Source organism: Variovorax ginsengisoli (assembly GCF_030811835.1).
Taxonomy (GTDB): Bacteria; Pseudomonadota; Gammaproteobacteria; order Burkholderiales; family Burkholderiaceae_C; genus Variovorax; species Variovorax ginsengisoli_C.
Genome location: NZ_JAUSRO010000005.1, coordinates 358291 through 376339, shown reverse-complemented (window position 1 = coordinate 376339; position 18049 = coordinate 358291). Strand labels below are relative to the sequence as shown.

Annotated in this window: 16 protein-coding genes; 8 read left to right on the top strand and 8 right to left on the bottom strand. The window is 66.2% G+C overall.

From position 1 onward, the window contains the following. Positions 1-185 precede the first annotated feature (185 nt). The 3 genes from J2W36_RS10085 to J2W36_RS10075 all read left to right on the top strand — a co-directional run bounded on the left by J2W36_RS10085 (position 186) and on the right by J2W36_RS10075 (position 3640). The gene (locus J2W36_RS10085) at positions 186-2543 is read left to right on the top strand and encodes an NADP-dependent malic enzyme (RefSeq protein ID WP_307689583.1); all 2358 of its coding nucleotides are present in this window, start codon (positions 186-188) and stop codon (positions 2541-2543) included. 189 nt (positions 2544-2732) lie between these two features. After that, entirely contained in the window at positions 2733-3155 is a 423-nt protein-coding gene (locus J2W36_RS10080; protein ID WP_307689582.1) for a guanyl-specific ribonuclease, read from the top strand. A gap of 65 nt (positions 3156-3220) precedes the next feature. Then, positions 3221-3640 (top strand): barstar family protein, encoded by a 420-nt coding sequence (locus tag J2W36_RS10075; protein ID WP_370869295.1) that lies wholly within the window; start codon positions 3221-3223, stop codon positions 3638-3640. A 248-nt stretch (positions 3641-3888) separates the two neighbouring features. Here J2W36_RS10075 and rsmA read toward each other — a convergent pair whose 3' ends face one another. From rsmA to J2W36_RS10060, 3 genes are read right to left on the bottom strand one after another with little or no spacing between them, the layout of a single operon-like run. Then, complete coding sequence (rsmA, locus tag J2W36_RS10070; RefSeq protein WP_307689581.1) at positions 3889-4695, bottom strand: 16S rRNA (adenine(1518)-N(6)/adenine(1519)-N(6))-dimethyltransferase RsmA; 807 nt, start codon at positions 4693-4695, stop codon at positions 3889-3891. Positions 4696-4705: 10 nt separating this feature from the next. Next, entirely contained in the window at positions 4706-6109 is a 1404-nt protein-coding gene (locus J2W36_RS10065; protein ID WP_307689580.1) for a peptidylprolyl isomerase, read from the bottom strand. Positions 6110-6116: 7 nt separating this feature from the next. Then, on the bottom strand, positions 6117-8531 hold the full coding sequence (locus J2W36_RS10060) for an LPS-assembly protein LptD (RefSeq protein ID WP_307689579.1): 2415 nt from the start codon (positions 8529-8531) through the stop codon (positions 6117-6119). A gap of 149 nt (positions 8532-8680) precedes the next feature. On the opposite strand from J2W36_RS10060, the gene J2W36_RS10055 reads away from it, so the two are divergent. The 4 genes from J2W36_RS10055 (at position 8681) to J2W36_RS10040 (ending at position 12578) form a co-directional block, all read left to right on the top strand. Next, positions 8681-9766 (top strand): aminoglycoside phosphotransferase family protein, encoded by a 1086-nt coding sequence (locus tag J2W36_RS10055; protein ID WP_307689578.1) that lies wholly within the window; start codon positions 8681-8683, stop codon positions 9764-9766. A gap of 6 nt (positions 9767-9772) precedes the next feature. Beyond that, entirely contained in the window at positions 9773-10507 is a 735-nt protein-coding gene (locus tag J2W36_RS10050; RefSeq protein WP_307689577.1) for a 16S rRNA (uracil(1498)-N(3))-methyltransferase, read from the top strand. 147 nt (positions 10508-10654) lie between these two features. Beyond that, a complete protein-coding gene (locus tag J2W36_RS10045) occupies positions 10655-12013 on the top strand; it encodes a M20/M25/M40 family metallo-hydrolase (protein WP_307689576.1) in 1359 nt (452 codons plus the stop codon). A 43-nt stretch (positions 12014-12056) separates the two neighbouring features. Continuing rightward, a complete protein-coding gene (locus J2W36_RS10040; RefSeq protein ID WP_370869290.1) occupies positions 12057-12578 on the top strand; it encodes a YidB family protein in 522 nt (173 codons plus the stop codon). A 46-nt stretch (positions 12579-12624) separates the two neighbouring features. Here J2W36_RS10040 and J2W36_RS10035 read toward each other — a convergent pair whose 3' ends face one another. Continuing rightward, the gene (locus J2W36_RS10035) at positions 12625-14136 is read right to left on the bottom strand and encodes a M20 family metallopeptidase (RefSeq protein ID WP_307689574.1); all 1512 of its coding nucleotides are present in this window, start codon (positions 14134-14136) and stop codon (positions 12625-12627) included. A 103-nt stretch (positions 14137-14239) separates the two neighbouring features. On the opposite strand from J2W36_RS10035, the gene J2W36_RS10030 reads away from it, so the two are divergent. Beyond that, on the top strand, positions 14240-15058 hold the full coding sequence (locus tag J2W36_RS10030) for a DUF72 domain-containing protein (RefSeq protein ID WP_307689573.1): 819 nt from the start codon (positions 14240-14242) through the stop codon (positions 15056-15058). On the opposite strand, the gene J2W36_RS10025 is transcribed toward J2W36_RS10030, so the two are convergent. From J2W36_RS10025 to metX, 4 genes are all read right to left on the bottom strand, one after another. Continuing rightward, a complete protein-coding gene (locus J2W36_RS10025; RefSeq protein ID WP_307689572.1) occupies positions 15039-15533 on the bottom strand; it encodes a bactofilin family protein in 495 nt (164 codons plus the stop codon). The genes J2W36_RS10030 and J2W36_RS10025 overlap by 20 nt on opposite strands. Positions 15534-15636: 103 nt before the next feature. Continuing rightward, positions 15637-16245 carry an IMPACT family protein gene (locus J2W36_RS10020; RefSeq protein WP_307689571.1) on the bottom strand — a complete coding sequence of 203 codons (609 nt, stop codon included), beginning with the start codon at positions 16243-16245 and terminating at the stop codon, positions 15637-15639. Positions 16246-16268: 23 nt separating this feature from the next. Beyond that, positions 16269-16853, bottom strand: coding sequence for a methionine biosynthesis protein MetW (gene metW / locus J2W36_RS10015; RefSeq protein WP_307689570.1), 585 nt, complete (start codon positions 16851-16853; stop codon positions 16269-16271). Further along, the gene (gene metX, locus J2W36_RS10010) at positions 16850-17998 is read right to left on the bottom strand and encodes a homoserine O-succinyltransferase MetX (protein WP_307689569.1); all 1149 of its coding nucleotides are present in this window, start codon (positions 17996-17998) and stop codon (positions 16850-16852) included. The genes metW and metX overlap by 4 nt, the downstream gene beginning before the upstream one ends. Between the last annotated feature and the right edge of the window lie 51 nt (positions 17999-18049).

Genomic DNA, 18049 nt, shown 5'->3' with positions numbered 1-18049 from the left:
TCCTGAAGTGGTGATGAGCGCGACGATATTGCCATACCGCAGCGACGGTCTTCGTAGGCCCGCGCCGCACGCGAACGGCAGGTGCTGGCTGGGCGCAGCAGACGCGAGGTCTACAATTGCGCCCCCTACAACGCTGTCGCCGAAGTGCCATGTGGCGCGTCGGCCGTAGCAGGAGCCCGTTGCCCATGTCCGATTCGTCCCCCCTGAGCGCCACGTCCACGTCGGCACCGACTGCCGAAGACAAACGCGCCGAGTTGCGCCGCGCTGCGCTCGAATATCACGAGTTCCCCGTCCCCGGAAAGATCGCCATCGCGGCAACCAAGCAGATGGTCAACCAGCGCGACCTCTCGCTGGCCTACTCTCCCGGCGTGGCCGCACCTTGCGAGGAAATCGTCAAGGACCCGCTCAACGCGTTCAAGTACACCTCGCGCGGCAATCTGGTGGGTGTGATCACCAACGGCACCGCCGTGCTGGGCCTGGGCGACATCGGCGCGCTGGCGTCCAAGCCGGTGATGGAGGGCAAGGGCGTGCTCTTCAAGAAGTTCGCCGGTGTCGACGTGTTCGACATCGAGATCGACGAGAAGGACCCGGTCAAGCTGGTCGAGGTGATCGCCGCGCTGGAGCCGACCTTCGGCGCCATCAACCTGGAAGACATCAAGGCGCCCGACTGCTTCTATGTCGAGCGCGAGCTGCGCAAGCGCATGAAGATCCCGGTCTTCCACGACGACCAGCACGGCACCGCCATCACCGTGGCTGCAGCCATGGTCAACGGCCTGAAGGTCGCCGGCAAGGACATCGCCAAGGTCAAGCTGGTCACCTCCGGCGCCGGTGCCGCGGCGCTGGCTTGCCTGAACCTGCTGCTCAAGGTCGGCCTGCAACGTGAGAACGTCTACGTGACCGACCTCGCGGGCGTGGTGTACGAGGGCCGTGAAGAACTGATGGACGACGACAAGCGCGCCTACATGCAAAAGACCGACGCGCGTTCGCTGTCCGAGGTGATCGAGGGCGCCGACGTGTTCCTCGGCCTGTCGGCCGGCGGCGTGCTCAAGCCGGCGATGGTCGCCAAGATGGCGGCCCGTCCAGTGATCTTCGCGCTGGCCAACCCCAACCCCGAGATCGCGCCGGAAGATGCGCACGCGGTGCGCGGCGACATCATCATGGCCACCGGCCGCACGGATTACCCGAACCAGGTCAACAACGTCCTGTGCTTCCCGTACATCTTCCGCGGCGCGCTCGATTGCGGCGCAACCACCATCACCGACGAGATGGAGATCGCCGCGGTGCGCGCCATCGCCGAACTGGCGCAAGCCGAACAGAGCGAAGTGGTGGCCGCCGCCTACGTGGGCGAGAAGCTCAGCTTTGGCCCCGAATACCTGATTCCGAAGCCCTTCGATCCGCGCCTGATGATGAAGATCGCGCCGGCCGTGGCCAAGGCGGCCGAGGAAAGCGGCGTGGCAACGCGCCCGATCAAGGACATGGACGCCTACCGCGACAAGCTCCAGAGCTTTGTCTATGCGTCGGGCACCACCATGAAGCCGATCTTCGACGCGGCCAAGCGCGCGACCAAGAAGCGCGTGGCCTTCAGCGAGGGCGAGGAAGAACGCGTCCTGCGCGCGGCGCAGATCGTGGTGGACGAAGGCCTCGCCCGTCCGACGCTGATCGGCCGCCCGGCCATCATCGCGCAGCGCATCGAGAAGTTCGGTCTGCGCCTGAAGGAAGAACTGGACTACGACATCGTCAACGTCGAGCAGGACCACCGCTACCGCGATTTCTGGCAGACCTACCACCGCATGACCGAGCGCATGGGCACGACGGTGCAGACCGCCAAGATCGAGATGCGCCGGCGCCTGACGTTGATCGGCTCGATGCTGCTGCACAAGGGCGAGGTCGATGGCCTCATCTGCGGCACCTGGGGCACCACCCACACCCACCTGCACCACATCGACCAGGTGATCGGCAAGCGTGCCGGCGGCTGCGCGAGCACGCCGCAGGACGTGCCGGTGTACGCCTGCATGAACGGTCTGCTGCTGCCCGACCGCCAGGTGTTCCTGGTCGACACCCACGTCAACTACGACCCGACGCCCGAGGAACTCGCCGAAATCACCACGATGGCGGCCGAGGAAATGATGCGCTTCGGCCTCAAGCCGAAGGCCGCGCTGCTGTCGCATTCGAACTTCGGCACCAGCAACGAGCCCAGCGCGATCAAGATGCGCAAGACGCTGGCCCTGCTGCGCGTGCAGGCGCCCTGGCTCGAGGTCGACGGCGAAATGCACGGCGACGTGGCGCTCGACGGCAAGCAGCGCGATGCGGTCATGCCGCACAGTGCGCTGGCCGGTAACGCCAACCTGCTGGTGTTCCCCAACATCGATGCGGCCAACATTTCGTACAACCTGCTTAAAACGGCAGCAGGCGGCAACATCGCCATCGGTCCGGTGCTCCTGGGCGCGGCCAAACCTGTGCATATTCTGACGGCCAGCGCTACGGTGCGGCGCATCGTCAACATGACGGCACTCACGGTGGCCGATGCGAACGCTGACAGATAAGCGTTTTTGCGACAGCGGTCGCTAACTTTCCAGGAAATACGTCACGCAAGCGCCTGCTCAATAATTGGGCAGGCGCTTGCTATTTGCGCGCGCGTGGTGCACACTGGCGGGCTTGAATTCGCGGGTTAACCCCAAGGTTTTCCCCGGTCGGGCCGATTTCGGCCATTGCTCTTTTCCTTCTGGTGCCCCATGGCGGCTTACGCCTCGATCACGTCTCACGCATCCAGGTTCGCACGCTCCGGCTTCTTGTTGGTGGCGCTGGCGATCGGACTGACCGACGCGCGAGCCCTCGATTTTTTCGGTGCCAGGAACGAGCAGCAGGCCAAGGAATCGATCGCACTGGCCGAGCTTCCGCCGCAAGGGCAACGGACTTACCAGGCCATCCGGGCTGGTGGACCTTTCAAGCACGACAAGGACGGTTCGGTGTTCGGCAACCGCGAGCGGCTGCTACCGGCGGCGCGTCGGGGCTACTACCGGGAGTACACGGTCGACACACCTGGCGCACGCAACCGCGGTGCCCGGCGCATCGTGTGCGGCGGCGAGAAGGTGCAGCCCGTCGCCTGCTGGTACACGGCAGATCATTACGCGAGTTTCAGGCTCATCGTGCCATGAGCAACAGCGATGAATTGAACGGCATGAGCGCGCACTTGCGCATCGACACAATGACGACGACCAACATGGAAAGACCAGCGGAGATGACTTTATCCCTTCGTGGAGTGCGCCCCAACATCGTGCAATCCATTCGCGCCTTCCGCGTGAACGATCTGCAGGAAGCGGCCAATGCAGCAGGACAGCATTTTCTTTATGCCAATCTGGCGCAAGCGCAGACCAAGCAGGAAGTGCTCGACCTGATCGCCCAGCAGTTCACCTTTCCCGCGCACTTCGGGAAGAATTTCGATGCGTTGTACGACTGCATGACAGACCCCTTGCATAAGTCGGGCCCGCAGCCGGGCTTCATTGTGGTGCTCGAGCAGATTCCGGCCAACGGCAAGTTCGACAAAGAAGCGCGCGAGCAGTTGCTCGACATCTTCCGCGATGCATCGGACTACTGGAGCGACCGGAAAATCCCGTTCCGCTGTTTCTATTCTTTTCTGTAGCCCGTTCTGCATCCACCAGCCAAGCAGAACGGGCGAACGAGGCTTTGCACGGAAGCGTGCCGGCGGCCAGCATCCAATTGCCTGCCGTCGATCCTTCAGCAGAAAAGATGCCGACAGACAAGCTCGTCGACGTGTCGCCCCTGGCGCTGCGCATGAGCAGCCCCTTCAACAGCAATTACTGGCTGTCTGCGGCCTGAATCGCGCACAGCCTCCGCACCCATGACCGGTGCAGCGGGCTGGCCGAGCGCTCAGGCGGGTGCGGTGGCGGTGCTGTGCGTGGTTGCAGGTGGTACCGCCTGCGCGAGCGCGACGAATTCTGCCACCGGCACTTCTTCCGCACGGCGCTGGGCGTCGAAGTGGCCGCTGAAGCCATGTTGGTCGAGCCATTTGCCCAGCGTGTGCCGCATGATCTTGCGGCGCTGGCTGAAGGCGACCTGCACGATCTCGCCCAGCCGCGCCGCGTCGACCGCGGGCGGTGACGCGAGCGGCACCATGCGCACCACGGCGCTGTCCACGCGCGGCGGTGGCTCGAAGCTCTCGGGCGGCACAAACAGCACGTTGGCCATGTCGTAGCGCCACTGCAGCATCACGCTCAGCCGGCTGTAGTCGGAGGTTGCAGGCCGTGCGACCATGCGATCGATCACCTCCTTTTGCAGCATGAAGTGCTGATCGGCGATCAGGTGCGCGTAACCCAGCAGGTGAAAAAGGATGGGCGTGGAGATGTTGTAGGGCAGGTTGCCCACGACGCGGATCGGCGCAGCCGGTGGCGGCGCCAGGCGCGCGGCCAGGGCTGCGAAGTCGACCTTGAGCACGTCCGACTCCACCACTTCGAGTTGCGCATGGGCGCGCAGGCGCTGCGCCAGGTCGCGGTCGAGTTCGATCACGGTGAGGTGGCCCAGTCGCTCGACCAGCGGCTGGGTGAGCGCGGCGAGACCCGGGCCGATCTCGACCATGGCGTCACCGGGCTGCGGCGCGATCTCGTCGACGATCGCCTCGATGATGCCGCGGTCCGACAGGAAATGTTGGCCGAAACGCTTGCGCGCGATGTGTTTCAAATCGGCGCTCTCAGGTTTGCGGCGCGTCGCGGTATTCGACGTACGCACGCGCGCGCACTTCCTGCATCCAGGTTTCCAGGTTCTCGGCGATCCGTTTTTCACGCAGCACCGCACGGGTGGCCTCGCGCTGCTCGACCTGCGTGAGCTTGGCCTCGCGGCGACCTACGAGCTGGATCAGGTGGACGCCGAAGCGCGACACCACCGGATCGCTGATCTGGCCGGGCGACATGCGGTTGAGCACCTCTTCGAATTCCGGCACGAACTGGCCCGGACGGGTCCAGCCGAGATCGCCACCGGCCTTGGCACTGGCGTCCTGCGAATTGTCGCGCGCCAGGCTGGCGAAGTCGGCCGTGCCGGACTCGATGCGGCGCTTGTATTCAGCAAGTTGTGCGATGGCCTGGGCCGTCGTGCGCTGGTCGTCCACGCGCAGCAGGATGTGGCGCGCCTGGGTTTGCGTGACCACGCCGTCCGTGGCACCGGCGTCGCCCTTGGCCAGCACCTTGAGCACGTGGAAGCCTGCGGGCGACCGCACGGGACCTGCAATGCCGTTGAGTGGCGTCGACTGGGTGGCGTCAACGAACAGCGGCGGATACCGGTCGGCGCTGCGCAGGCCGAGCGCACCGCCGGCGGCCCGGTCGGACGCGTCGGACAGCTCGCGTGCCAGCTTGGCGAAGTCCTCGCCCGAACGGGCGCGCTGGGCGATGCCCTGGGCCTTTTGCTGCGCTGCGGCCACCTGCGCGTTGGTGGCGTTTTCCGGGACCTCGATGAACACCTGCGCCAGGTTGATCTGCTGAGGCGCTGCCGCATTGGTGCCTTTGCGCTGGTCCTGAATGTACTGCTCGACCTCGACGTCGCTGATTTTCACGCGCGACTCGACTTCGCGCTCGCGCAGCCGCGTGAGCAGGAGCTGCGTGCGCAGATCGTTGCGGAACTCGGTCTGGGTGAGCCCCTCTGCAATCACCCTGCGGCGCAGTTCGGTCACTGTGATCTGGTTCTGGCGCGCCACGTTTTCCTCGGCCTGGTCGACCGTCAGGTCGTCGACCTTGATGCCGTTTTCCTTGGCCAGCTGGAGCTGCGCACGCTCGTTGATCAGGCGCTCGAGCACCAGGCGCGTGAGTTCGCCTCGCGGCATGCGCTCGGCCTCGGCGTTCTCACGCACCAGCCGATCCACGCGCACCATCACCTCGGTGTTGGTGATCGGCTCCGAATTGACCAGCGCCACGATGAATTCCGCCGCCCGCTGCACCGGCACGCCCGAGGTGGGTGCAGGTGCTCGCAGGGTTTCCGGCGCAGCAAAGCGGGGGGAACGCATGATGTCCGTGATGCCGCCACCCGGGCGCACACCCTGGGCGCCCGCGGAAGCAGCCACGAGCGCAAGGCAGGCCAGGGTCAGGGAGGAGCGGAAATGGGTCATTGCAAACTCAGTCGTAATTAGTAAAGCGGCTCGGGCCTTGGCCCGGTTGGTGCAGCGGCTGGTATCCCTCGACGTTCTGTGAAAGGCTGCGCATCGGACTGGAACCGACACTCGCAAACCCGACGAACTCGATCTGGAACATGATCCGCGTATTGGCTGAGACCTGTCCCGTGGTCAGACGTTCCAACACAATGCGGCCGACGTAGCAGCAACCATCGTATTCCACGCCAACCACGCCATCGGTGAGCGCACGGTCCTGCAGACTGTAGTTCAGGCGACCGACCGCATACCAGCGGCCCGTTCCCTTGTCCCGTCGCGGCCCTGCGTCCTTGGATGCATCGCCCCAGAGGTCACCCAGCGGCCACTGCCAGCTCAGGTCGAGCGACTTGCTGCCGTCGGTCGACGTCGGAGTGGTGGGCGCCTGGTACCGGTACCCCACTCCCAGGGTGTGGTAGTCCGCCGGCTTGTAGCGCGCGGTGATCACGTTGCGTGTCGACTTGCGCTCGTCGGGGTTGTACTGGACAGTGCTGTCCACGCTCCACTTGGGCGACCAGTTGATCTGCCCGCCCAGGAGCACATCGCTCAGGCGGTCGGTCACGGTGGGCACGTTGGGCAGGGTCACCCGTTGGTCACTGAAGCGCAGGCGCTGGGCGACACCGAAGCGCGCGGCCTCCACGCCGCTGTCGGGATCGATCAGACGAGTGCTCACTCCCACGGTCAAAAGGTTGTTGTCGGCAATCCGATCGTTGCCCGAAAACGCATTGTCCGTGTAGATTGTGGCGAAATTGAAGTCGTTCGCGGCCGTGTCGTAGACCGGCAGCTGGCTCTGGTCGCGGTACGGCGTATAGGTGTAGTAGGCGCGCGGCTCCAGCGTCTGGCGGAACGCACGGCCGAAGAAATTGGTGTCGCGCTCGAACACCAGGCCGCTGTCGAGGCTGAAGGTCGGCAGCACGCGGGTCGCCGAGGTGGCGCCGTTGGCCAGCGCGGTGTCGAACTGGTAAGCCGAGGTGTGCAGCTGGACCTTCGGAATCACGAAGGTGCCCGGCGTGAGGAAGGGCCGGCTGATCTGCAGGATGCCCAGCATGCGCTCGCCGTTGGGCTGCGGCTGGCCGTTGAGGGTCGGTGCGTAGGCCGAATCCGCATGGAAGCGGGTGTAGTCGAGCGCGCCCGACACGTCCAGGCCGTTCCAGTCGTACTTGTTGTAGTTGGCCGTGAGCTGCGGCATGCGATCGTACGGTGGCGTGATCGGCGACAGCGAGTACTGCAGCGTCTGGTAGGACAGTGCGCGTGCCTGGCCGCTCCAGTCGCCCTTGCTCCAGTTCAAGGCGCCTTCGTTGGCCAGCAGGCGTGAGGTGAGCGACGGTGTGCGCGAGAAGTCGCGCCAGTAGTCGTTGTCGCTCACGCGGTTGATGGTGAGCGAGCCGCTGAGCGAATCGAGTCCGAAAGGCTTGGGGTCGAAGGCCTGGTTGTGCTGCGACCAGAAGCCCCAGCGCTCGCGGTCTCGCAGCGTGTCGGAGGGCATGTAGTCCAGCCGCACCTGACCGTTGTAGGTGTTCTCGAGGTAGCGGAACTCGCTGCCGAGGTTCACACCTCGCTTGCTCATCAGCGTCGGATAGAAGGTGGCGTCCCGGTTGGGCGCGATGTTCCAGTAGTAAGGCTGCAGCAGTTCGATGCCATTGACGCTGTCGATGCCGAAGACCGGCGGCAAGAGACCACTCTTGCGGTCGTTGCTCAACGGGAAACTCACCGACGGCAGGGCCGGTGTCGTGATGCCCATGAAGCTCAGGCGCGCATCGGTGGCCACGCCGACGTTTTCCTCGGTGTCGGTCGTCAGCGTGGCGGAGGTCAGCAGCCAGGCCGGCATCCAGCCGGGGTAGTCCTCGCGGCGGCAGGTGGTGTAGGTGACGTTGCGCGCCACCGACACGTTCGAGTCCACGAAGTCGATGCGGTCGGCATCGCCATGCCCGCCCGTCTCCAGGAACTTGTAGCGCACGTTGTTGAAGAAGCCCTCGAAGGTCTCGACCTTGAGCTGCAGCTCGGGCCCGTCGTAGGTATTGCCGGCCTGGTTCACGTGCACGTTGCCGGTGGCCTTGGCGGTGTCGTCGGGCTGGTAGTACTCGAGCCGGTCGGCGCGGATGGCGGTGTCACCACGGCGCAGCGAGGCATTGCCTTCGACCACGGTTTCGAGGTTGGGCCGCCCCGAGAGGCGGTCACCTTCGACGAAGCTGGGCCGCTCGCCGCGTTCGGTCTGCGCAATGGTTTCAGGGATCTGCGGGGTGCGCTGGAGCGTCAGCGGCGCGTCGATCCACGCGCTGTCGGCGGGCGTGCCCTGCGCCAAGGCCGCGTGCGCGTGCAGCAGCGCGAGGGCAAGCGCCGCCAACGGCAGCGGGGGGCCGTAGCGGCGTCGTGCGTTCAACGTCATTCGATGGCCCGCCGGGCCGCGACGGGGCGTTTCAGTTCAGGCATGGAGTCGGGACGTCTCGAAAAATCGTCGGAGGAGCGCGAACTAGGCGCCGAAGACCGGCGTTTGGCCAGGGTCCGCGCCGGGTGCGTTTGTAGAATCGATTATCCATGACCGCACCCCTGACCCCGCCTGCCAGCGCCGCCGCGCCGATCACCTGGAGCGACCCGGCACGCTCGGCCGCTTTCGACCAGTGGCTCTCACGCATCGCTGCGCCCCAGGGCCTGGTGCCCGACAGCCTGCGCCTGGCGTCCGCCGACGCCAGTTTCAGGCGCTACTTCCGTATCGATGCCACCGGCCCCGCCGCCAGCCGTATCGTGATGGACGCACCGCCTGACAAGGAAGACAGCGCGCCCTTCGTCCACATCGCCCAAATGATGCAGGCCGCTGGCGTGGCGGTGCCGCAGGTCCTCGACTGGGACGAAGCCAACGGCTTCATGCTGCTCAGCGACCTGGGCACGCGCACCCTCATCGAGGCGCTCGATCCGGCACAGCCCCACGCTGCACGGCCCCACTTCGACGCCGCCATCGACGCCCTGGTGCGCTGGCAGCTCGCGTCCGGCCCGGGCGTACTGCCCCCCTACGACCGGGCGCTGCTCGAGCGCGAACTGGCGCTCTTTCCCGAGTGGTACGTCACCCGCCATCGGGGTGTCGCCGTCGAAGGGAAGCTGCAGGAACGGCTCGAGCGCAGCTTCCGGCTGATCGTCGAGAACAACCTGGCCGCGCCGAGCGTCTACGTGCACCGCGACTTCATGCCGCGCAACCTGATGCTGGGCGGCGACGGGCAGCTTGGCGTGCTGGACTTCCAGGATGCGGTGTACGGCCCCATCACCTACGACATCGCCAGCCTGCTGCGCGACGCCTTCCTGAGCTGGGACGAGGAGTTCGTGCTCGACGTCACCATCCGCTACTGGGAACGGGCACGCAAGGCCGGCCTGCCGGTGGGCGACGACTTCGGCGCCTTCTACCGCTCGGTCGAATGGATGGGCCTTCAACGGCACCTGAAGGTGGCGGGCATCTTCGCGCGGATCTCGCTGCGCGACGGCAAGCCTCGCTACCTGGCCGACACGCCCCGTTTCATCGCTTACATCCGGGCGACGGCAGGTCGTTACAGCGAACTGACGCCGCTGCTGCGTGCCATCGACGAGATCGAAGGCACGCAGGCACAGACAGGTTTCGCCTACGGACGGATGTAGGCGCCCGTGGCACGTTTTCATTGCGCCGTCGCACTGTCGGCCGACACCACGCTCTCGCTGCCCGCCGGTGCCGCGCGCCACGTGCAGGTGCTTCGCCTGCAGCCCGGCGACGCCCTGACCCTGTTCGACGGCCATGGGGGCGAATACGCCGCCACGGTCGAGCGCATGGGCCGCAGCGAGGTCGTCGTGCAGGTCGGCGCGCACCATGCGGTCGAACGCGAGGCCGCGCGGGCCGTGCACCTGGCGCCGGGCATGCCGGCCAACGACCGCATGGACTGGCTGGTCGAGAAAGCCACCGAGTTGGGCGTTGCCAGCATCCAGCCACTGCTCACCGCCCATGGCGTGCTGCGGCTGTCGGGCGAACGGGCCGACAAGAAGGTCGCGCACTGGCAGGCGATTGCAGTGTCGGCGTGCGAACAATGCGGGCGCAACCGCGTGCCGCAAATCCACCCGGTGCGCAGCCTCTCCGACTGGCTGGCCGGCCTGCCGGAAGTGCCATTGGGCGATGCAGCCGATGCTGCACGCGCGATGCTCAGCCTGGCGCCGGGAACCCGCCCTGCGGCCGGCTTTGCTGGCGATCGGACCGGGGCGATGCATGTGCTCAGCGGGCCCGAAGGCGGCCTGAGCGCGCAGGAAGAAGCGCTGGCGCTGGGCCGCGGCTTCGCGCCGCTCACGCTGGGTCACCGCGTCCTGCGCGCCGAGACGGCCGCCCTCGCCGCGCTGGTGTCGCTCGCGGGCTGAAGCCGCTGGCACCCTCCTTGCAGCACGCTCTTCTTCTCTGAATTTCTTCCTCAGGTCGCCCTTTCACGCATGTCTTCATTCCACGCATTCCGGTCCGTTTCCTCATCTTCCCGCCTCTCTGGCCGCTCCGCCCGCCCGGCCCTGTGTATGCGTTCGACCGTCGCCGGCCTGGCCTGCGCGGCGCTCTGTGCGGGGCTGCTCACGGCCAGCCTTGCGCAGGCGCAACCCACCGCTGCGGGCACGGGCCAGGTCACGCCTGACATCGACCGGGCCTACACCCAGCTCATGGCGGCGCCGCAGATTCGCCAGCTGCTCGACGCCGTGGAGGCCGATCACGCGCGATCGATCGAAGACCTGCGCCTGCTCACCGAGATCGAGGCGCCGCCCTTCAAGGAACAGGCACGCGCCGAAGCCTTTCTCGCGCGCATGAAGGCGCTCGGCCTGCGCGACGCGCGCATCGATGCCGAAGGCAATGTGGTCGCGCTGCGCAAGGGCACTGGCACCGGCCCGCTGCTGCTCGTCTCCGCGCACCTGGACACCGTGTTCCCCGCCGGCACCGACGTGAAGGTCAAGGAACGCGACGGCCGGCTCTATGCGCCTGGCATCTCCGACGACACGCGCGGCCTCTCGGTGCTGCTGTCCTGGGTCAAGGTGCTCAACGACCAGAAGATCCAGACCACGGGCGACATCCTCTTCGTGGGCAACGTGGGCGAGGAAGAACTGGGCAACCTGCGCGGTATCAAGCGCATCTTCGCGGACCACCTGGCCATTGATGGCATGGTGGGCATCGAGCCCGCGCCGGCTGGCAGCGTGCTGGTGCTGGGCACCGGCAGCCACCGCTACGAAGTCACGTTCAAGGGTCCGGGCGGCCACAGCTACGCGGCCTTCGGCCAGGTGCCCAGTGCCATCCATGGCATGGGTCGCGCCATCGCGAAGATCGCCGACATCCGCCCGCCGAGCTTCCCCAAGACCACCTTCACCGTGGGCACGGTCGGCGGCGGTACATCCGTCAACACCATCGCGCCGGATGCGCGCATGGCGGTGGACATCCGCTCCGACGAGATGGCGCCACTGCTGGAAACCGAAAAGAAGATCCTCGCGGCCATCGAAGAAGGCGTGGCTGAGGAAAACCAGCGCTGGGGCGTGAACACGCTGAGCGTGTCGACCCGACTCATCGGCGACCGGCCAGGCGGCCGCACGCCCTCCGACGCCGCCATCGTGCAAGCCGCCACGCGTGCCAACGCCGCCTTCGGCCAGAAAACACTGCTGTCGGGTGCCAGCACCGACGCGAACGTGCCAATGTCGCTGGGCATTCCGGCCATCATCATCGGTGGTGGCGGCAAGACCGGCGGCTTTCATGCGCTGTCCGAATGGATCGACCTGACGGATGCCTGGAAGGGTGCGCAGACCTCGCTGGTCACCGTGCTCGGCCTGGTGGGCGTCGAAGGCGTGAGTGCACCGCTGCTGGCCAAGCGCCCGCCCCGCACGACCACGGGTACGCCGTAAGCCGGCTGCAATTCCTCACGCTGCGCCTGATAAAGATCGGCGCATGCCCCGGGCGTGCGGATCGCGCCCCACAATTGCCGTTCTGTCACATACACAAGGAATGGTCATGGGATTGCTCGACTCGGTATTGGGCCAAGTGCTCGGCGGCAACGCGCAAGGATCGCAGGCGGGCGGAGCCGGTGGCCTGGGTGACCTGGGCAGCATCGCCGGCGCACTGGGTAGCCTGTTGACCAACAATCAGAGCGAGGTCGGCGGCCTGGGTGGCCTGGTCTCGAAGTTCGAGCAAGCCGGCCTGGGCCAGGTCGTCAACTCCTGGATCGGCAAGGGCGACAACGCATCGGTCACGGGCGAGCAGGTGCACGACGCGCTGGGCAGCGACGTGATCTCCCGCATCGCCGGCAAGCTCGGTATCGACGCGGCGACCCTGCTGCCGATGCTGGCCGCACTGCTGCCCACCCTCATCGACCGGCTCACGCCGAACGGCAAGGTGCCCGAGCCTGGTGAAAGCGCGGGCAACCCCAACGACCTGCTGGCGTCGTTGAGCGGGCTGCTGCAAAAACGCTGAGCGTCCGTCCGCTGGGGGGACCGGGCCGCTCGGCCTGCTCCGCCCCTCAGGCGACCGCAGCCGCTTGAGCCTCGGCGCGGTGGGCGACAGGCAATGCGGCAATCACCTCGGCCACCGCGGCCGTCAGTTTCTTGGCGTAGGGCACGTGCAGGAATTCATTGGGGCCGTGCGCATTGCTCTTCGGTCCCAGGACGCCGCAGACCATCATCTGCGCGGTCGGGAAACCTTCGCTGAGCATGTTCATCAGCGGGATCGTGCCGCCCTGGCCGATGTAGCCGCAAGGCGCGCCAAAGTGCGCCTGCGACGCCGTGTGAAGCGCGCGCTCGAACCAGGGCGTGATCGTGGGCGCATTCCAGCCGGTGGCGCCGCCACCGCCCTCGAACGTGACCTTCGCCTGGTACGGCGCGTTGTCTTCGAGCAGCGTCTTGAGCTGTTGCACCGCCACACCAGCGTCCACCAGCGGCGGCAGGCGAAGCGACAGTTTGAAGGCCGTGTAGGGACGCAACACGTTGCCAGCGTCCTTCAGGGCCGGAAAGCCTTCGGCGCCAGTCACCGACAGCGTCGGCTTCCAGGTGCGCGCGAGCAGTGCTTCCACAGGGTCGGTGGTGGTGGGCAGTGCGAACTGGGTCGAGCCGCCGCAGTCGTAATGCGCCCAGGGAAAGCGCTTGAACAGCTCGTCGCCGAGGATGGCCGCCGTGGCCTGGGCCTGGGCCAGGCGATCGGGCGGCACCTCGCAGTGAAAGCTGGCGGGCAGCAGCCGGCCGGTGGCGCTGTCCTCAAGCCGGTCGAGCACCTGACGCATGATCCGAAAACTCGAGGGCACCAGGCCGGACGCATCGCCCGAATGAATGCCCTCGGTCAGCACCTCGACCTTGAGCGTGCCGCCGGCCAGGCCGCGCAGCGAGGTCGTCAGCCAGAGTTGGTCGTAGTTGCCGGCACCCGAGTCCAGGCAGATCACCAGGCCGACCTCGCCCAGACGCGGACGCAACGCGTTCACATAGGGCAGCAGGTCATAGGAGCCGCTTTCCTCGCACGTCTCGATGAGGCCGACGATGCGCGGATGCGCCACGCCCTGCGCCTTGAGCGCCTGCAGCGACGCGATGCTCGCATACACCGCATAGCCATCGTCCGCGCCACCCCGTCCGTAGAGCAGGCCGTCTTCGTACTTGGGCGTCCAGGGGCCGAGGTCGTTGCGCCAGCCGGTGAATTCAGGCTGCTTGTCGAGGTGGCCGTACATCAGCACGGTGTCGCGCATGTCGGTGCCGGTGGCGGGCACGTCGAAGAACAGCACGGGCGTGCGGCCCTCCAGGCGCACGATCTCCAGGCTCAGTCCTTCGACCTTCTGGGCCTCGACCCATTGGGCGGCGTTGCGCAGCACGGTCTCCAGATGGCCGTTGGCCGACCAGTCCTTGTCGAAACCGGGAGACTTCGCGGGAATGGCGATGTAGTCGGTGAGCTGGCGAACGATGTCGGTGTCCCATTGGGTGGTGACATCGGACAGGGCACGCTCGGCGTCGAGCAGGCCCGCGGGCATTTCGCGGTGCAGGGGTGCGTTCATGGGGATCTCCGCGTGGGTGACAACAAGGAAGAAACGGTCAGCAAAGTATTTTGCGCTTCTCGCCGGCCCGCGTAGAGTGGGAGGTCTCAACCCGGAGTGCAATGTGAGCCTATCGACCTCAAGCATCCGCGTCGGTGTGGGCGGCTGGACCTATGAACCGTGGCGCGACAATTTCTATCCCCAGGGTTTGCCGCACAACCAGGAACTGCACTACGCCAGCCGCCAGCTCACGGCCATCGAGGTCAACGGCACCTACTACAGCACCATGAAGCCCGAGAGCTTTCGCAAGTGGCACAGCGAAACCCCTGATGACTTCATCTTCTCGCTCAAGGCGTCACGCTTTACGACCAACCGCAAGCTGCTGGCCACGGCGGGCGAGTCGATCGCGCGCTTCATCGACAGCGGCATCAGCGAACTGCAGGACAAACTGGGACCGATCGTCTGGCAGTTCATGCCGACCAAGGTCTTCGACGAAGCGGATTTCGCCGCCTTCCTCGCCCTGTTGCCAAAGAAAGAGGGCAGCCGCACGCTGCGCCATGTGATGGACGTGCGCCACGACAGCTTCATGGCACCCGCCTACCTGGCGCTCGCGCGCAAGCATGGTGTAGCCACCGTGTTCACCGATTCGGACAAATTCCCGTCCTTTGCGAACCTGACGGGTGACTTTGCCTATGCGCGGCTCATGGCGAGCAGCGCCAAGCTCAAGAACGGCTATGCACCCAAGGCGATCGAAGCCTGGGCGTCGCACGCGCAGTCATGGGCCGAAGGTGGCACGCCGTCGGGCCTGCCACGCGTGCAGGCTGACGCAGACCCCGCGGCCAAGGCCCGCGACGTCTTCGTCTTCTTCATCAATGGCGCCAAAGAAAAAGCGCCTGCCGCAGCAGGCGCCTTGCTGGCGAGGATCAGGCCGCGCCGAAGCTGATTTCGCCGGAGAGCCGACCGCCCTCTTCGATGACGATCTTGCCGTAGCGAATCTTGCCGGTGACCTTGCCGGTGGAATGGATGACGAGCTTGTCGCGCACCGTGAGGTTGCCGTCGAACACGCCACGGATTTCGGCGATGTCGATGTCGGCCGAACCCTTGAATTCACCCTGCTCGGCGATCTGGATGACGCGCGAATCCATGGTCGCCTCGACCATGCCTTCGACCACCAGGGTGTCGCAGTCCGTGATCTCGACACCCTTGAGCTTGATGTTGGGACCCACGGTCAGCTTGCTGCCGCTCTCCTTCGCAGGCGCTGCTGCCGGCGCGCCAAGGCTGCCTGCACCGCTGTTGAGCGATACGTTGACGGGCGAGCCCGCCAGGTTGGTGCCTGAGCCGACGAGCGGCGCAGGACGGGCGGGGGAGGTGTCGACGTCGCTCGTGCGCTTGCCGAAAAAGGGGGACTGTGAAGCCAATGGCTGCTCCTCTGCAAAACGACTATCGTATGAACGCATCTTCGCCGATCGGCACTTCATTGCGCAAGAGTGGTAACCAAATCCGTCCGGCGTCCGAAGAATATCAGACTGGGTCCACTGTATCGGGCGGATCGACCCAGCCGGCGCGGCCCTGGCTCGCATCGTCGATGCGCGAGACCAGTATAGGCGCGTGAGTTTGCACGGTGGTAAAGACCAGCCGCACCAGACTGCCATGCGCCACGTCAATCAGCGTGGCGTTGGCGTTTGCCAGCTCGCGCCGCAGCAGACCCTCCATGGCATACGGGACCTCGCAACACAGCGTCTGCATGCGCTGCAAAGGCAACTTGTCCGCACCGATCAACGCCTGTGCAATCGCATCGGTGTAGGCGCGCACGAGCCCGCCGGCGCCCAGCTTGACGCCGCCGAAATAGCGCACCACGGTGGCAAGCACGCCTTCGAGCTCCTGATGGCGCAGCACCTCGAGCATGGGACGACCGGCCGTGCCGCCCGGCTCACCGTCGTCGTTGGCAGCGGACTGGCCGCCCGCCATCAAGGCCCAGCACACATGCGCCGCGCCGGGATGCAGCGCGTGCAGCTCCTGCACGACGGCCAACGCTGCTGCGCGGTCGGCCACAGGCTGCACGCAGCCCAGGAAGCGGCTCTTCTTGATGACGAGTTCGCTGTGCACGGCGGCGGCCAGAGTCAGTGCCATGGTTTGGCCACCCCCCCAATCGCTCAGCCGCGCTCGAACTTGAAGACGGCCGTGCCGGCGCGTGCGTTGGGCAGCCAGCGCACCTCGCGGCCGTCCTGCAGCCCAAAGGCGTCCAGCACGCGCAGCTCGTTCTTCTGCGCCAGCGCCTGAAAATCACGAAAAGTGCCGACCCGGATGTTGGGGGTGTCGTACCACTGGTAAGGCAGGCGCCGCGTCACCGGCATGCGCCCACGCGCGATGCTCAGGCGGTTGGGCCAGTGCGCGAAGTTGGGGAAGGCGACGATGCCGATGCGGCCCACGCGCGCGGTCTCGCGCAGCATGACCTCGGCATTGCGCAGGTGCTGCAGCGTGTCGATCTGCAGCACCACGTCGAACGACGCATCGTCGAACATCGCCAGGCCTTCGTCGAGATTCAGCTGGATCACGTCGACGCCGCGGCGGATGCACTGGAGCACGTTGCCGTCGGCGATCTCCACGCCATAGCCGCTGCAGCCGCGCTCGCGCTGCAGCAGATCGAGCAGGGCGCCATCGCCGCAGCCCAGGTCGAGCACGCGTGCGCCCGGCGGCACCAGGGCAGCAATCAGGCGCTGGGTGGCGATATCGCTCATGCGGAAAGCTCCTTGGCCATGCGCTCGAAGTACGAGCGCACCACGCACATGTAGCGCACGTCGTCGAGCAGGAAGGCGTCGTGGCCGTGGGGTGCATCGATCTCGGCGTAGCTCACGCTGCGGCGGTTGTCGAGCAGCGCCTTGACCAGCTCGCGGCTGCGCGCAGGGGAAAAGCGCCAGTCGGTGGTGAAGCTCACCAGCAGGAACTTCGCCGTGGCCTTCGCGAAGGCTGCGGTGAGGTCACCCCCGTGCTCGCGCGCCGGGTCGAAATAATCGAGTGCGCGCGTGATCAGCAGGTAGGTGTTGGCATCGAAGTACTCGCTGAACTTGTCGCCCTGGTAGCGCAGGTAGCTCTCGATCTGGAACTCGATGTCCTGCGTGGAATAGCGGTAGCCGGTGCCTGCCAGTTCGCCTTCGACAGCGCTGCGCAACTGGCGCCCGAACTTCTCGTTCATCACGTCGTCGCTGAGGTAGGTGATGTGCCCGATCATGCGCGCGATGCGCAGGCCGCGCTTGGGGATCACGCCGTGCTCGTAGAAGTGACCGCCGTTGAAGTCGGGGTCGGTGACGATGGCGCGCCGCGCCACCTCGTTGAAGGCAATGTTCTCGGCCGTGAGGTTGGGCGCACTGGCCACCACCACGGCGTGCTTGACGCGCGCGGGATACTGCAGCGTCCAGGACAGCGCCTGCATGCCGCCCAGGCTGCCGCCCATGACGGCCAGCGTGTCGATGCCAAGCGCGTCGAGGAGCAGCGCCTGGGCATCGACCCAGTCTTCCACCGTGACCACCGGAAAGTCGGCGCCGTAGACCCGGCCCGTCGCCGGGTCGATGTGCATCGGCCCGGTCGAGCCGAAGCACGAACCCAGGTTGTTGATGCCGATGACGAAGAAGCGGTTGGTGTCCACCGGCTTGCCCGGCCCGATCATGTTGTCCCACCAGCCTTCGGATCGGGGCTGCCCGGCATAGACGCCGGCCACGTGGTGCGACGCGTTGAGCGCATGGCACACGAGCACCGCATTGCTGCGGTCGGCGTTCAACGTGCCATAGGTCTCATAGGCAAGCGTGTAGTCGCGCAGTGCCGCACCGCTGCGCAGGGCGAGCGGCCCGGCAAACGACATCGACTGGGGAAGGACTTCGAAGGACATGGACGAAAAAAACCCGGCCTCGCCAAAAACGAGCCGGGTCCGGCGGTTGTC

Coding starts and splice junctions, on each gene's coding strand:
- metX (WP_307689569.1), bottom strand. CDS start 17,998: ATGTCCTTCGAAGTCCTTCCCCAGTCGATGTCGTTTGCCGGGCCGCTC.
- J2W36_RS10020 (WP_307689571.1), bottom strand. CDS start 16,245: ATGGCACTGACTCTGGCCGCCGCCGTGCACAGCGAACTCGTCATCAAG.
- J2W36_RS10080 (WP_307689582.1), top strand. CDS start 2,733: ATGGCGGCTTACGCCTCGATCACGTCTCACGCATCCAGGTTCGCACGC.
- J2W36_RS10035 (WP_307689574.1), bottom strand. CDS start 14,136: ATGAACGCACCCCTGCACCGCGAAATGCCCGCGGGCCTGCTCGACGCC.
- J2W36_RS10040 (WP_370869290.1), top strand. CDS start 12,057: ATGCCCCGGGCGTGCGGATCGCGCCCCACAATTGCCGTTCTGTCACAT.
- J2W36_RS10065 (WP_307689580.1), bottom strand. CDS start 6,109: ATGACCCATTTCCGCTCCTCCCTGACCCTGGCCTGCCTTGCGCTCGTG.
- J2W36_RS10045 (WP_307689576.1), top strand. CDS start 10,655: ATGCGTTCGACCGTCGCCGGCCTGGCCTGCGCGGCGCTCTGTGCGGGG.
- J2W36_RS10085 (WP_307689583.1), top strand. CDS start 186: ATGTCCGATTCGTCCCCCCTGAGCGCCACGTCCACGTCGGCACCGACT.
- J2W36_RS10075 (WP_370869295.1), top strand. CDS start 3,221: ATGGAAAGACCAGCGGAGATGACTTTATCCCTTCGTGGAGTGCGCCCC.
- J2W36_RS10055 (WP_307689578.1), top strand. CDS start 8,681: ATGACCGCACCCCTGACCCCGCCTGCCAGCGCCGCCGCGCCGATCACC.
- J2W36_RS10060 (WP_307689579.1), bottom strand. CDS start 8,531: ATGACGTTGAACGCACGACGCCGCTACGGCCCCCCGCTGCCGTTGGCG.
- metW (WP_307689570.1), bottom strand. CDS start 16,853: ATGAGCGATATCGCCACCCAGCGCCTGATTGCTGCCCTGGTGCCGCCG.